Below are 15026 nucleotides of genomic sequence, written 5' to 3' on the forward strand. Positions count from 1 at the left end.
GCCTACATGGACGTATTTACGGCGTCCCCCTCAACCGGACCCACCCCGCCAATCCACGGAATGCACGCCTTTGACGTTGACGTTGCATTGAGCAGGTGCAGGGCTGCAAGCCCTGCAAGAAAAACCATCACCGCACTGGAAAATCGTAGGCCGTGCCGGCATCCGGCTCCGGCTGCAGTGTGTAGTGCCACCACTCCTGCGGGTAGTTGGCAAACCCGCGCCGTGCCATCGCCTGCAGCAACCGCTGCCGGTTCCCACGCTGCGCCGCCGTCAGCCCCGCCGCATCGGTATGCGCACGCACGCCGAAGAAATCGAAATCCGTGCCCATGTCCATCACCACGCACGTCCCCGTCCGGCAATCCAGCAGCCCCAGGTCCACCGTCGCACCCCGGCTGTGGCCCGAGCGCTCGGCGATGTAGCCGTCGGCCAGCAGCCGCGACTTGTCCAGGTCCGGGTACTGCAGGGCCTTGCGCGACTGCTCGTGCGGATCCTGCACCCAGGCCATGAACGCCTGCACCGAACGCACTGGGCGGTAGCAGTCGTAGATGCGCAGCGCATGACCCTCGGCACGCAGGTCGCCTTCCACTGCGGCCAAGGCCTTCGCCACCGGGGCCAGCAGATAGCACGACGAAGACGCGTAGCCCGGCACGCGGGCACCGGTGAAGTTGTTGGCGCCGGCGTAGCGGATGTCCAGCTCGATGCGCGGGGCCAGCGTGCGGATCTCCAGCAGACCGGCGCTGGCCGCATCGGTGGCCGGTGAGATGCGCGGTGGTTCAGCGGCGTGGGTGCTGCCCGCCAGGGCAATCGCCAGTACGCGTGAAATGCAGGTCCTGGAAGTCATAACTGAAGTCGATGTCCGGATCGAGGGCGCGCAGCTGCAGCGTGGGTGGTGCACCGTCGTCGGCCTGCAGCCATGCCTGCGCGGATGCCTCCAGCGTATCCCAGTGCAGCAGCCAGCGACCCTGCAGCTGCATCACCTGCGCCTGCAGCTTGGGCGATTTGTCCACGCTGAATCGCAGGCCGTCCTTGCCCGGGCACAGCGAGGCCGGGCCCAGCCACGGATCGCGGTAGCGGCCCTGCCACTGCGGCAGCGCATCGCGAGCCACCGGCCGCGCGCCGGCGGTGGACGGACGCCCGCCTCCGCTGGCGGCACGCTCGGCCTGGTCGGCACGGAGCTCTGCCAGATACTCCATCGCCGGCGGCGCTGCGCCCACGGCGGTGAAGCGCTTCAGCGCCGACTGCATCAGCACCGTGCGCGCGTCCTCGCCCTCGCCGTTCATCAGCATCACCACGCCCACCTTGCGGTCCGGCAGCAGGGCCAGCGAGGAATACATGCCGGACAAGGTGCCGGTATGCGCCACCTTCCACTGCCCGTCCATGTCCGAAACGCGCCAGCCGTAGCCGTAGCCCATGAAATGCGCGTTGTCCCAGCGGCGCTGGCGTTCGCCCAGCGGCATCGGCATGTGCAGGGTCCACAGCGTGCGCCGCTGCTCGCTGCCCAGCCAGCCGGGTACCAGCGCCGGGTCCAGCAGCACCTGCATCCAGCGCGTCATGTCGCGCAGCGAACAGCGGATGCCACCCGCGGCCATCGAGGTCAGGTCGGGGCTGGTCGCGCCATCGGCGTTGACCACCACGTTGCGGCCCTCGCGCCAAGCGTGTGGCTGGGCGACGTTGCCCACGCGCTTCACCGACCACGCGCCCACCTGGCAGCGGTCCATGCCCAGCGGTGCGAACACCTGCTCGCGCATCAGCTGGTCGTAAGGCTTGCCACCGGCAGCGGCGGCCACTTCACCGGCCACCACGTACATCAGGTTGTCGTAGGCGTAACCACTGCGGAAGCTGGTGACCGGCTTGAGGTGGGCCAGTCCTGCGATGATGTCGGCGCGCGTATAGGCGTTGGGCTCCGGCCACAGCATCAGGTCGCCGGCCCCCAGGCCAAGGCCACTGTTATGGATGAGCAGATCACGCACCTGCATGTGCTCGCCCACCCACGGGTCATGCATGGTGAAACCGGGCAGGTGCTTCCGCACCGGGTCATCCCAGCGCAGCCTGCCCTGCTCCACCAGGCGCGCCAGCAGCGCGGCGGTCATCGCCTTGCTGTTGGACGCGATCTTGAACAGCGTGTCCTCGTCGATGCGGCCGCCATCCCCGCGCGCACCTTCGGCGTGCTGGTAGACCACCCGTCCCTGCTCGACCACGGCCATGGCCAGCCCGGGCAGATGCGCGTGCTCGACCACGGCGGCGACATCGGCATCGATGGCGGCGGTGTCCGTCGATTCCGCCGCCACCGCAGGCAAGGCGGCCAGCGCCAGCAAACCCGACGCCACCCGCGCGGCATGCTTCAGAAGTTCCACGTCACCACCAGCTGCGTGTAGCGCGGTGACTGCCAGCGCGTGCCGGTGGCGAAGGTCGCTTCGCGGTACTGGCCCGGCTGTGCTTCGTAGCGCTGGTGCACGTTGATGGTCTTCTGGTTGTTGGTCAGGTTGTACACCGACAACCGTGCGCTCAGGTCGATGCCCTCCACCGGCAGGCGCCAGGTCACGTTGGCGCCCATCGTCCAGGTCCATGGCAGGCGACCGAACGCACCGCGCGGGCTGTACTCGAACTGGCGCTGGTCATACGGCCCGGAACAGTTGGCCACGCACAGCCAGCCGGTGCCGCCACCACTGCCTTCGCTGGAGGTGCTGCCACCGGCGATGGTGTCGTTCGGCCACATCACGCCATAGGCGGTGATCGGGCCGCCGGACTGCACCTGCAGGGTGGTGCCGAACGACCACTGCTGGTTCAGCGCATAGGCCGCGCGCAGCTTGATCTGGTGGCGGAAGTCGTTGAACAGTACGCCATAGCGTTCGTTGGTGGCCGGATGATCCCAGTACTGCACCATGCCGGTGTCGCCGTAGTTGGTATCGGAGTTCACCGGGCCTTCGAAGTTGCCATCGCTGCGCGACCACAGGTAGGACGCGTTGAACAGCCACTTCTCGTCCCAGGCGCGGTCGATCTGGAATTCCAGGCCCTTGTAGGTGCGCTTGGGCTTGGAATAGCCGATGACCTCGCCGCTGCCGCCCTTGCGGTAGCCGCTGTTGGCGGTGTCGATGGTGATCCAGCCTTCGGTGGCGCAGCCGATGCTCTGGTCGCCCCACAGGGTCAGGCTCTCGCCGGGGTTGCCGATCGGCCACAGCGTGCTCGGCGTCGGGCCGCACGGGGTGTAGTTGATGCGGATGTCATCCAGCGCGCGGGTCATGCGCCGGTACGTTGCGTTGACGCCCCACGACCAGGCGGCGTTGATCATGTTCTGGAAGCCGAGGATGTACTCGTCCTGGTAGACCGCCTTCAGGTCGCGGTCCACGCTCTGTCGCAGGTCGGCGCCGCCGGTGTTCATGCGGGTGTCGGTCGGCCCGATCTGCGCGCCGATGATCGGCGCCATGTACGCCGAGCCGGTCGGCGAGGTCTTCTGCTCCCAGCCTTCCAGCACGTAGTAGCTGTATTCGTCGGTGAGGCCACCGGCGAAGTTGACGTTGATGTTGTTGGTGACCGGCAAGTAGTAGCGGCCGGCATTGCCGAACAGCTTGGTGCTGCCATCGCCGCGCATGTCCCACGAGAAACCGACGCGCGGGGCGAACAGGTCGTCCATCTTGATGAACGCCTTGCCCTCGGCCGTGCGGTTTTCGAAGCGGTCCCAGCGGATGCCGAGGTTGAGCATCAGGTTCGGGGTGATGTTCCAGATGTCTTCCAGGTAGAAGGCATTGGCTTCGGTCTCGAACTTGCCACCGGACTGGCGGTTGCGTGCGCGCAGCATCTCGGTGACGCCGGCAGGCACGTAGGCGTTGGCGCCGTCCCACACTTCATCGCCGGGCCGCGCCAGATAGGCGGTGTAGCTCAGCGCCGTTGGCCCCGGGTAACGGGTCGACTGGTCGGTGGTCATCAGCTCGCGGTCGAGGCCGAAGCGCAGCAGGTGGTCGCCCAGCTGCCATTCGAAATCCAGGCGGGCGACATCGCGGGTGTCATCGCGCTCGGCCACGGCGGTGCCGGTGGGATGGCAGCCGGCACGCAGGCCCTGCAGCTTGCCCAGGCGCGGGCCGTAGGTGCTGTCGGTGAATACCGGGCTGCAGGCCTGGTCCAGCGAGGAATTGGTGAAGGCGCGCTGGTTGTTCTGGCCGACCATGGCGCGGGCGGTGAAGTTCTGCCCGAAGTGGCCGGTGTAGGTGGCCGACCAGTTGCGGCCGCCGGTCTCGGTGATCGAATCGCCGCCCCAGTCGCCGATGCGGTCGTCATCCCAGTCGTAGCCATACGACGCGTTGGTGACATCGCCCTCGTCGGAGAACGCCAGCAGCGCCAGGCTGTGGTTGTCGTTGATGTTCCAGTCCAGCTTGGTGCCCCAGAAGCCGTTGCCGGAGTTGTTCTTGAACCAGGTGCTGCCATCGGACGAGGTGTTGTGGCCGCGGTCGTCGCGATCCTCGTACATGGCGAACAGGAACAGCTTGTCCTTGATGATCGGGCCCGAACCCCAGACGTTGGTCTTGAAGAACGAGTTGTTGTCACGGCTGCCGTAGGAGTGCGCGGTGCCGTCACGGTGGAAGTGGTCGCGCCCGCTGGCACGCCACGCGCTGGGCTCGGCGGTCACTTCGACACCACCCTCGAATTCGTTGCTGCCCGAGCGCGTCACCGCGTTGATGACACCGCCGGTGGAGCGGCCGAACTCGACCGAGTAGCCACCGGTCTTGACCTGGAATTCGTTGAAGAAGGCGAACGGTGCGGTGCTGAAGCCACGCCGGGTGTACATGTCGGTGACGTTGAGGCCGTTGATGAACACCGCGTTCTCGGCCACCGACGAACCGGCGAAGGACAGGCCGCCGAACGACGAGTTGCCACCGACCACGCCCGGCGCCATCAGCGCCACGGCGGACAGGTCCTGCGCCACCGGCAACCGCGAGATTTCCTGGCGGTTGATGTTGAACGAGGTTTCGGTGGAATAGACATCCACGCGGTTGACCACGCGCGTGCCGGTCACCTGCAGGGCATCGAGGTTGGTCACCCCGCCGGCACTGGCCAGGTTCACCGTGGTGGTGCCACCCACGGCCACGCTGACAGCCACCTGGTCGCCCAGTTTTTGCCCCTCGCGGCTGAGCTGCAGCTGGTAGTCGCCTACCGGCAGCTGGCCGAGGCGGTAGCTGCCATCGGCGCCGACGGTGACGGTGCGGGTCAGGCCGGTGCTGCTGCTCACCACGGTGACCTGGTCACCGGCGGTTGCGCGGCCGGCGACGGCGCCGCTCACGGTCTGGGCCATCACGGTGCCGGGCAGCATGATGCCCAGACACGCCCCAAGGGCGACGCACAACGCCGCCCGCTTGATGCTGTAAGCCTTCATCCCCTGCTCTCTCCTGCAAGAATTGAATGGTGTGGTGGTGGAGGTAGTGCGCTAGCGTTGCCCGGCCGGCAGTACCCGCCACTGGAAGTCGTCGTCCCATTGGTCGAAGTAGAGGTTGCCGCCCGCCCACTCGGCCTCGCCGCGCTGCGAGTCGACCGTTTCCGAGCGGTAATGCTGTTTGGCGGGCACGAACGGCTGGCCGAAATCATCGTTGAAGGCGATGCGGTAGCCATCGAGGCTACCGATATAGAAGTCGCGCAGCGCAGGCGCATCGCTGGCCAGCGCACCGGTGGTCACGTCCATCGGCAGCCAGCCATAGGGCGCCAGATAGACCGCACCCCAATCGTGCAGGTTGCTGTAGCCGCTGCCGCCATCGGAGAACACCCTGCCCGACTGCCAGCGCGCGGGAATGCCGTTCATGCGCAGCAGGGCGATCAGCAGCAGGGTCTGCTGCCCGCAGTCGGCATGCCCGGCATGCAGGGCGTAATCGCTGATGTTGCTGAGCGTGGAATACTCGCGGGCGCCCGCCCACGGAATGCGATCGACCGCGGCGTACAGCCGGCGCACCACTTCATACGGGCGCGTTTCGCCCTGCAGCACCTGGTCGGAAAACAGCTTCAGTGCCGGAGTGAAACGCACGTGCGGCAGCTGCTCGGCGAGGTAGGGCTGCAACGCCGGATCGGCCGGCGTGGCTTGCACGCGTGCCGGATCGATCGCCGTATGCCGCGCGAAGATCGTGGCCGCGTAGCGGATCTCGAACCGGGTCGGCTGCCCGGCCACGGCCTTTGCTTCCAGATAGGCGGTGCGCTGCAGGGTGCTGGCCGGAGCGACGCGTGCCTTGCCCGGCGTGCTGCCCAGCCACTGCACCTGCTCCTGCTGCCCGGGAATCTCGCGCGGGTACGGAATCCACACGCGGATGGTTTCCCCGGCCGGCACGGCGTCGGCCTTCACTGTCAGCGACTGGGTGAACGCAATGCGCTGCGGCAGCACCGACGTCTCGCCGCTCTGATCAGCGGCAGCGAGCACGCGTGCGTGATGCGCATTGAGCACTTCATTCGGGCCCGGCGCCGGCATCGGTGCATCGGCACGGCGGCGCGCGCGCGCGTCATCACTGAGCCGGAACAGGTTGGAGGGCGCACGCTTGAAGTACCAGCGCACGCCGTCGATATCGAGGTGTTCGATCAGGCCCAGCTGATCCCAGCGCGCGAATTCGGCATCGGTCAGGTCGGGAATCCAGCGGCGCACGGCGGCTTTCGCTGCCGCCTCGTCCAGGCTGAAATCCAGACGGATGCGGCGCATGCGTTCGCGCTGGTAGGCCGCCGTGGCGGGTAGATCGCCGCGCGCCAGCAGGTCTTCGGCGTTCGCGAAGCGGCCACTGTCGACCAGATCGATCAATCGCGTCTCGCCTGCGCCCTGCTCGCGCACGTCCTGCGCCGCCGACGACGACGCCCACAGCAGCAGCACGGCACACAGGCCGGCAGCGGCAGGCAGACGCAGTTTGCGAACGACGGGATCCACGGCGACACTTCCCCAGCGCGGGTGGTAACGGCTGTGTAACACGGGCCGGGTAGCGGGTCAATAATTTATTCTTGCTTTCGCGGCCGAAAGGAATAAGTATTCCCAGAGGCATTGAGGAGGGTGTGCAGCGCATGATCCTGGCTTCCCGCGAACCGCGCCGGCACTGGCCGCGCCGGTTGACCCTGGCCCTGTGCCTGCTGGCGGCGCCGGCCTTCGCACAGGCCGCACCGCCGCCCGATCCCGGCGCGCCGCTGCCCTATGTCATTGGCCTGCACGAGGCCTACCTGACCCCGCAGTACTGGGCCGCGCGGCTGGACAACGCCGATGCGCCGATCCTCGACCGCGCGCAGATCGGCGCGCAGAACGCGCGCATGCGCAGCCAGGATGCACACATCCAGGACATCGCCGCCCTGCCCACGCAGCTGACCGCCGCGCAGGTGCGCAGCAGCATCACCGCGCTGTCGAGCTGGCCGACACGGGCCCTCTATGACGACCAGGGCCAGCCGATCGCAGCCGCCATGCGCGCGTCGATCGAGGCCAACCTCGGCCTGCAGGCAATCGCTGCACAGGCGGCGCCGCAGTACGGCCTGGTGGTGAAGCGCGCGGCACTGCGCACCTTCCCGACCCGCCAGCGCGTCTTCAGCAGCACCGGCGATACCGATATCGACCGCTTCCAGGAATCGGCGCTGTTCCCCGGTGACAAGGTCGCGGTGGTCCATCGCAGCGCCGACGGCCGCTGGCTGTTCGTGCACAGCGAACGCTACAGCGCGTGGATCGAAGCCGAGTCTGTGGCCACCGGCGAGAAAGCCAGCGTGCTCGGCTACGGCGCGCAGGGGCCGTACCGCATTGTCACCGGCGCGGTGGCGCACACCGCGTTCACCCCGGAAGAGCCGCGGGTGTCACGCCTGCAGCTGGACATGGGCGTGCGCCTGCCGGTACTGGCCGACTGGCCCGCGGCCACGCCGGTGAACGGCCAGCAGGCGCATGCCGCGTGGGTGGTGCAGCTGCCGGTGCGCGAGGCCGATGGCCAGTTGAAGCTGGTGCCGGCGCTGCTGCCGCGCTCGCAGGACACCGCCGGCGAATACCTGGTGCTGACCCCGCGCCTGCTGCTGCAGCAGGCCTTCAAGTTCCTCGGCGAACGCTACGGCTGGGGCCACGACTACGACACCCGCGACTGCAGCGGTTTCGTTTCCGAGATCTACCGCAGCTTCGGCGTGCTGCTGCCGCGCAATACCAGCGCGCAGGCAGTCAGCCCGGCGCTGGACCGCCTGCCGTTCACCGAAAAGACCGGCAAGGCCGCGCGCGACCGCGCCGTGACCCAGCTGCAGGTGGGCGACCTGGTCTACATCCCCGGCCACGTGATGATGGCCATCGGCCACGTCGACGGCCGCACCTGGGTCATCCACGATACGGCGGGCGGCAGCTGGTTTGGTGCCGACGGCACGCGCGTGCAGGCCCACCTCAATGGTGTCTCGGTCACCCCGCTGGAGCCGATGATGGCCAGCGATACCGTCCGCTACATCGACCGCATCACCAACATCCAGCGCCTGCGGGCCAAGACTGCCGAATGAAGATCACCGCCATCGAACTGGGCATGCTGCGCGTGCCGCTGAAGACCCCCTTCAAGACCGCCCTGCGCACGGTGGAAACCGTGGAAGACGTGGTGGTGCTGATCCGCACCGACACCGGCAACACCGGCTACGGCGAAGCGCCGGCCACCGCGGTCATCACCGGCGATACCCACGGCTCGATCATCGAAGCGATCCGCCACTTCATCGCCCCGCGCCTGATCGGCCAGGACGTGGTCAACCTCAACCACCTGTGCACGCTGGTGCAGACCGCCATGGAGCGCAACACCAGCGCCAAGGCGGCGGTGGAAATCGCCCTGTACGACCTGTGGGCGCAGCTGCACGGCGCGCCGCTGTACCAGATGCTGGGCGGCGGCGATCCGGTCATCACCACCGACATCACCATCAGCGTGGACTACATCGACAAGATGGTGGCCGATTCGCTGTCTGCCATCGAGCGCGGTTTCGAGTCGCTGAAGATCAAGGTGGGCAAGGACATCGGCCTGGACATCGAGCGGGTCAAGGCGATCCATGCCGCCGTGCAGGGCCGCGCCCTGCTGCGCCTGGATGCCAACCAGGGCTGGACCGCCAAGCAGGCCGTGCATGCCATGCGCACGCTGGAAGACGCCGGCGTGGTGCTGGAGCTGCTCGAACAGCCGGTGAAAGCCGCCGACATCACCGGCCTGAAGTACGTCACCGACCGCGTCAACACACCGGTGATGGCCGACGAAAGCGTGTTCAGCCCGAGCCAGGTGATGGACCTGATCCAACAGCGCGCGGCCGACATCATCAACATCAAGCTGATGAAGACCGGCGGCCTGTCCAACGCGATCCGCATCGCCGACATCGCCGGCATCTACGGCGTGCCATGCATGATCGGCTGCATGATCGAATCGAGCATCAGCGTGGCCGCCGCCGTACACCTGGCCGTGGCCAAGAGCGATGTGATCACCAAGGTCGACCTGGACGGCCCCTCGCTGGGCCAGTTCGACCCGGTCAGCGGCGGCGTGCATTTCAATGAATCGGAGATCAGCATCAGCGACGTACCGGGGCTGGGCATCACCGAAGTACGCGGCCTGGAGATGCTGGGTTGATTTGCGCAGTCGAGCATGGCTCGACTCTACAAGGGCCGCACCCCAGTAGATCCACGCCATGCGTGGATGCTGTTGCCCACGCCACAGAACGCCACCCGACCCCCGGACACCCCGCATGCCGCCCCTGCTGAAAATCCGAACCGAGCGCGGGCAGATGTCGGCCATCGAACGCCGCATCGCCGATTTCATCCTCGACAACGCCCACCTGCTGCGCGACTACTCCTCGCAGCAGCTGGCCAGCGCGCTGGGCATCAGCCAGTCCAGCGTGGTCAAGTTCAGCCAGAAGCTGGGCTTCAAGGGCTACCCGGACCTGAAGTATTCCATCGGCCAGGACGTGGCCCGCGCCGGTGCCGACCCGCAGCAGGCCCCCAGCGAACCGGACAACGGCGATCACTACCTGCGCCTGGGCGATGCCCTGCGCCGCAGCAAGGCCCAGGCCGAGGAGGAAACCCGCCAAGCCAACCCGCGCGAGGAGATCGAACGCATCGTGCAGCTGCTGGACGGCGCGCCGAAGCTGTTCGTGTACGGGCTGGGCGATGACGGCCTGTTCGCGCGCGAGTTCGCCATGCGGCTGTCGCTGCTCGGCCTGCTGGTGGTACCGCACACCGATCCGGTCCTGCTGCTGGCCAACCTGTCGGCCGCGCGCCCCCGCGATGCCCTGCTGGTGTTCTCCGAATACGGCAACCTGCCGCAGCTCTCGCAGCTGTCGCGGCAGTTCCAGAACATGGGCGGCAAGGTCGTGTCGATCACCCGCCACACCGCCAACCCGGTGCGCGCGCACGCCGATGCGTCGCTGGTGGTGTGTGCCTACGACCGCACGCCGCAGGTGGCGCAGCTGCTGTACCGTAGCGCCATGCATGCCCTGCTCGATTTCCTGTTCGTGCTGCTCTGCCACGCCAATCCAGATCGCCAGCGGCAACTGGCGGTGAACCTGGAACGGATCGACCACCTGCTGGATTCCTGACCGGAGCGCCTGCTGATGAAGCCGCTGTCCCGCCTTGTCACCGCCGCGCTGCTGCTGGCCGCGTCGCTGTCCCTCCACGCCGCGCCGCTGGATGGCGCGCGGCAATTGATCGTGGTCACCAGCGAGGGCTGGGACAGCACCCAGGGCCAGCTGCAGGCCTTCGTGCGCGACGGCAAGGGCTGGCGCGCGCAGGGCACGGCGTTCCCGGTGTCGCTGGGCCGCAGCGGCAGCGCCTGGGGCCTGGGCCTGCACCCGGCACAGGGCGACGGCCCGCAGAAGCAGGAAGGCGATGGCCGCAGCCCGGCCGGCGTGTTCGCGCTGGGCAGTGCGTTCGGTTACGCCGGCACGCGCCCCGGTACCGCGATGGCGTACCAGCCGATGCTCGACAGCAGCTACTGCATGGATGTGCCGGCCTCGCCGTACTACAACCGCATCGTCGATGCGGCCAAGGTCGGCCGCGCCGCCGTAGAGGGCTCCACCGAACCGATGCGGCTGGACCTGCACGACAAGGGCGACGTGCGTTACCAGGAAGGCTTCGTGATCGCGCACAACCCACAGAACCAGCCCGGCAAGGGCAGCTGCATCTTCGCCCACCTGTGGCGCCAGCCCGGTGAGGCCACCGCCGGCTGCACGGCCATGCCGCAGGCACGCATGCAAGCGCTGCTGGATTGGCTGCGGCCGCAGGACACGCCGCGCTTCGTGCTGCTGCCGCGCGCCGAGTACGCGCGCCTGCAGGCGCAGTGGAAGCTGCCCGCATTGACCGGAGCACACCCTTGAGCGCCCAGGACGAACCGCAGCTGCAGCGCGCGGTCAGCCGCTGGCAGATCGTCGGCCTGTCGATCAACGATGTGATCGGCAGCGGCATCTACCTGCTGCCCGCCGCCACCGTCGCCCTGCTCGGCCCCTTCAGCCTGTGGGGCGTGGTCGCCGCCGGCATCGTCGTCGCCCTGCTGGTGCTGTGCTACGCGCAGGCCGCCAGCTACTTCGATGAACCCGGCGGCAGCTACCTGTATGCGCGCGAGGCGTTCGGCCGCTTCGCCGGCTTCGAGATCGGCTGGATGATCTGGCTGACCCGCATCAGTTCGGCCGCCGCGCTCAGCAATGCGCTGGCCGATGCGGTCGCGCGCTTCTGGCCGTGGGCCGGCGCCGGCATGGGCCGCATCGCGGTGATCGTGGTGTCGCTGGGCTTCCTCACCGGGGTCAACATCATCGGCGTGCGCTCGGCGGCGCGTACCGGCATCGTGCTGGTCATCGGCAAGATGCTGCCGCTGCTGCTGTTCGTGGCCATCGGCGCGTTCTACATCGACCCGCAGCTGGCGTTCTCCGGCCAGCGCCCGGACCCACATGACCTGCAGCGCATGGGCGAGGCCGCGCTTCTGCTGCTGTACGCCTATGCCGGTTTCGAGAACATCCCGGCCGCCGCAGGCGAGTACCGCAACCCGCGCCGCGACATCCCGTTCGCGCTGATCACCATGATCGTCACCGTCACCGTCATCTACGGTGCGGTGCAGCTGGTGGCGCAGGGCACGCTGGCCGGCCTGGCCAGTTCAGCCACGCCGCTGGCCGATGCCGCGGCCGGTTTCGGTGGCGAAGCCCTGGCGCTGATCCTCACCGTCGGCGCGACCATCTCCATCCTCGGCACCAACAGCAACACGATGATGATGGGACCGCGCTTCCTGTTCGCCCTGGCCCGCGATGGCTACGGCCCGAAGGTGCTGGCGCAGGTGCATCCGCGCTTCCGCACGCCGGCCGCGGCGATCTTCTGCCAGGGGCTGATCGCGTTGGGCCTGGCCCTGTCCGGTTCCTTCGTGCAGCTGGCCCTGCTGTCGATGACCACGCGCCTGTTCGCCTACATCGGCACGGCGGCGGCGGTGCTGGTGCTGGCCAAGCGCTATGCCGACCGTCCCGGCGCGCTGAAGCTGCCCGGTGGCCCGCTCATTCCGGTGTTGGCGCTGCTGCTGTGCGTGGCGCTGTTCGCCAGTGCCAGCTGGCAGAACATCGCCGCCGCGCTGGTCGCCTTCGCCATCGGTGCGGTGATCTACAAGCTGCCGCGCAAGGCCGACGCGACCTGATCTTCACGCAACCGGCCCGGGCGGTTAACCGCTGCACGGGCACGATCAGGCTTCGTCCACCACGGAGCCTGATCGATGAGCCCCGATTACCAGATTCCCGGCCGCGTGCCGGATGACAGCACCCCGCGCGAGACCATTTCCGACTACTGGCGCGACCGCTACAGCGCCGAGCCGTACTACGACGCGAGCCTGCTGTTCGATGACTATGAACCGGCCTACCAGGTCGGGCATGCCGCGCGCTTCCACGAGACCCGAGCCGACCAGGTGATCCGCGCCTACGAAGACGTGGAGCGCGAGCTGGAATCGCGCTGGGCCAGTGATCGTGGCCGCAGCCGCCTGGAATGGGCGCAGGCCCGTGCAGCCGTGCGCCGTGGCTGGGATGAAGCGCACACAGTGGACCCGCGCCTGGGGCGCCAGGGCTGACAGGCCCTGCCTTTGTAGAGCCGAGCCCATGCTCGGCTGCTTTGGCCGTTGTAGCGTCGAGCTTGCTCGACGGATCGCGGGATCATCCACGCATGGCGTGGATCTACTGGCACGTGGCTGTAGAGCCGAGCATGGGCTCGGCTCTACAAACCAGCGGTCACTCGCGTTCCGGCAACGGCGGCATGGCCACCTTGCGGGCCGGTTCACCGGCATTGGCCGCGATCAGGTCGCGGGTGTTCTTCTGCACCGCCACCGCGCCAAACAGCGACAGCGCGAACGCCATGCCGTAGAAGCCCTTCTCGCTCAGCGCCAGCGTCGCGTTCCACAGGCCGACCAGCAGCAACAGCAGCGAGGCCAGCAGCGCGAACCAGCACAGCGCGTAATACAGGCCGCTCACCGGGATCTCTTCCACCCGGTCGCGCACGCTTTTCTGCAGCGACACCGCCGCAAACAGGCCGAACAGCAGCAGGGTCAGGTAGTAGCCCTTCTCGTTGAGGGCCATCTCGGCGTTGAACAGGCCGATCAGGTAGGCCACGGCGCCCAGCAGCAGGGCCACCCAGGAGGCGGCGATGAAGGCGGGCGACGGCTTGGAGACGACGGTCGGTTGCATTGCAGTTCCTTGGCAGACAACGGGCACGCTTTGCCCGGACGCCCACACCGTAGACCATCGGCCGCGCGCCGCACAGGGGGCAGCAGGACCTTTGGACCACGCGTCCGTTCACCGGCGTGGTGTACAACGGAGCTTGGCCATCCGCATCCCCACCTGGAGATACCCATGACCCGTTCTTCGAAACGTGCGCCCCTGCTGCTCGCCATGGGCCTGTTGCCCATCCTCGCCACCACCGCCTGCAGCGCGGCCAGCCCCGATACGACAGCCGCCGCCCAGACCGCCCCGGCAGCAACCAGCGCCGACCAGCGCCCGTTCACCGCCACCGAGGTCAGCCGTTTCGACCAGCCGTGGGCGATGACCTTCCTGCCCGATGGCAGCCTGCTGGTCACCGAAAAGCGCGGCAAGCTGCAGCACCTGGACCTGGCCAGCGGCCAGAAGCACGAGATCACCGGCGTGCCGAAGGTGGCCTACGGCGGCCAGGGCGGCTTCGGCGACGTCATCCTGCATCCTGATTTCGCCCGCAACAACGTGGTCTACGTCAGCTACGCCGAAGAAGGCACGCTCGACACCCGCGGTGCGGCCGTGGCGCGCGCCACCCTGGCACTGAATGCCGATGGCAGCGGTGCGCTGAAGGACCTGAAGGTGATCTGGCGGCAGACCCCCAAGGTCAGCGGCCAGGGCCACTATGGCCACCGCCTTGCCTTCGGCCCGGACGGCAAGCTGTGGATCAGCTCGAGCGAGCGGCAGAAGTTCGATCCGGCCCAGGACATGAGCGGCAACCTCGGCAAGATCATCCGCCTCAACGACGATGGCAGCGTGCCGGCGGACAATCCCTTCGCCTCGCAGGGCGGCGTCGCTGCCCAGGTCTGGTCGCTGGGCCATCGCAACGTGCTGGGCATCGCCTTCGACGCCAACGGCAAGCTGTGGGCGCAGGAAATGGGCCCGGCCGGCGGCGACGAACTGAACCTGATCCAGCGCGGTGCCAACTATGGCTACCCGATCGTCTCCAACGGCGACCACTACGACGGCCGCCCGATTCCCGACCACGACACCCGTCCGGAATTCGCCGCACCGAAGGTGACCTGGAACCCGGTGATCTCGCCGGCCGGCCTGATGTTCTACAGCGGCAGCCTGTTCCCGCAGTGGAAGGGCAGCGCCTTCATCGGCGGCCTGTCCTCCACCTCGCTGGTGCGGGTGGCGTTCGATGGCGAGAACGCACGCGAAGCCGAGCGCTTCAACATGGGTGAGCGCATCCGCGAAGTGGAACAGGGCCCCGATGGCGCGCTGTGGCTGCTGGAAGACGGCAGCAAGGCGCGTCTGCTGAAGCTGACCCCGAAAGCCTGACCCCGGTAGTGGCGGCCCCCGGCCCGCCACCCCCCCCCCCCCCCCCCCCCCCACACCCCGCGCCCGCG

Annotated in this window: 12 protein-coding genes; 7 read left to right on the forward strand and 5 right to left on the reverse strand. The window is 67.9% G+C overall.

The features are described from left to right. Nucleotides 1-127: 127 nt before the first annotated feature. Genes IAE56_RS17645 through IAE56_RS17660 form a run of 4 tightly spaced genes read right to left on the reverse strand, consistent with a single transcriptional unit; the run spans nt 128 to nt 6883 of the window. Nucleotides 128-841 carry a M15 family metallopeptidase gene (locus IAE56_RS17645; protein WP_200753425.1) on the reverse strand — a complete coding sequence of 238 codons (714 nt, stop codon included), beginning with the start codon at nt 839-841 and terminating at the stop codon, nt 128-130. Beyond that, nucleotides 774-2327 (reverse strand): serine hydrolase domain-containing protein, encoded by a 1554-nt coding sequence (locus IAE56_RS17650; RefSeq protein ID WP_200753435.1) that lies wholly within the window; start codon nt 2325-2327, stop codon nt 774-776. The genes IAE56_RS17645 and IAE56_RS17650 overlap by 68 nt, the downstream gene beginning before the upstream one ends. A gap of 14 nt (nt 2328-2341) precedes the next feature. Continuing rightward, nucleotides 2342-5365, reverse strand: a complete 3024-nt coding sequence (locus tag IAE56_RS17655) for a TonB-dependent receptor (RefSeq protein ID WP_200753426.1) — start codon at nt 5363-5365, stop codon at nt 2342-2344. 51 nt (nt 5366-5416) lie between these two features. Continuing rightward, nucleotides 5417-6883 (reverse strand): transglutaminase-like domain-containing protein, encoded by a 1467-nt coding sequence (locus tag IAE56_RS17660; RefSeq protein WP_200753427.1) that lies wholly within the window; start codon nt 6881-6883, stop codon nt 5417-5419. 131 nt (nt 6884-7014) lie between these two features. On the opposite strand from IAE56_RS17660, the gene IAE56_RS17665 reads away from it, so the two are divergent. The 6 genes from IAE56_RS17665 (at nt 7015) to IAE56_RS17690 (ending at nt 13004) form a co-directional block, all read left to right on the forward strand. Beyond that, a complete protein-coding gene (locus IAE56_RS17665) occupies nt 7015-8454 on the forward strand; it encodes an SH3 domain-containing protein (RefSeq protein WP_200753428.1) in 1440 nt (479 codons plus the stop codon). Then, entirely contained in the window at nt 8451-9545 is a 1095-nt protein-coding gene (locus tag IAE56_RS17670) for a dipeptide epimerase (RefSeq protein ID WP_108767519.1), read from the forward strand. Before IAE56_RS17665 ends, IAE56_RS17670 begins: the two co-directional genes overlap by 4 nt. Nucleotides 9546-9660: 115 nt before the next feature. After that, nucleotides 9661-10509 (forward strand): MurR/RpiR family transcriptional regulator, encoded by an 849-nt coding sequence (locus tag IAE56_RS17675; RefSeq protein ID WP_200753429.1) that lies wholly within the window; start codon nt 9661-9663, stop codon nt 10507-10509. Nucleotides 10510-10524: 15 nt separating this feature from the next. Next, nucleotides 10525-11286, forward strand: coding sequence for a L,D-transpeptidase family protein (locus IAE56_RS17680; protein WP_200753430.1), 762 nt, complete (start codon nt 10525-10527; stop codon nt 11284-11286). Then, nucleotides 11283-12581 carry an amino acid permease gene (locus IAE56_RS17685; RefSeq protein WP_200753431.1) on the forward strand — a complete coding sequence of 433 codons (1299 nt, stop codon included), beginning with the start codon at nt 11283-11285 and terminating at the stop codon, nt 12579-12581. Before IAE56_RS17680 ends, IAE56_RS17685 begins: the two co-directional genes overlap by 4 nt. Before the next feature lie 75 nt (nt 12582-12656). Further along, nucleotides 12657-13004, forward strand: a complete 348-nt coding sequence (locus IAE56_RS17690; RefSeq protein ID WP_200753432.1) for a hypothetical protein — start codon at nt 12657-12659, stop codon at nt 13002-13004. A 157-nt stretch (nt 13005-13161) separates the two neighbouring features. Here IAE56_RS17690 and yiaA read toward each other — a convergent pair whose 3' ends face one another. Continuing rightward, complete coding sequence (gene yiaA, locus IAE56_RS17695) at nt 13162-13614, reverse strand: inner membrane protein YiaA (RefSeq protein ID WP_200753433.1); 453 nt, start codon at nt 13612-13614, stop codon at nt 13162-13164. A 165-nt stretch (nt 13615-13779) separates the two neighbouring features. Between yiaA and IAE56_RS17700 the strand changes: the two genes are divergently transcribed. After that, nucleotides 13780-14958 carry a PQQ-dependent sugar dehydrogenase gene (locus tag IAE56_RS17700; protein ID WP_200753434.1) on the forward strand — a complete coding sequence of 393 codons (1179 nt, stop codon included), beginning with the start codon at nt 13780-13782 and terminating at the stop codon, nt 14956-14958. Nucleotides 14959-15026 lie beyond the last annotated feature (68 nt).

The organism is Stenotrophomonas sp. S41 (assembly GCF_016624625.1).
Classification (GTDB): domain Bacteria; phylum Pseudomonadota; class Gammaproteobacteria; order Xanthomonadales; family Xanthomonadaceae; genus Stenotrophomonas.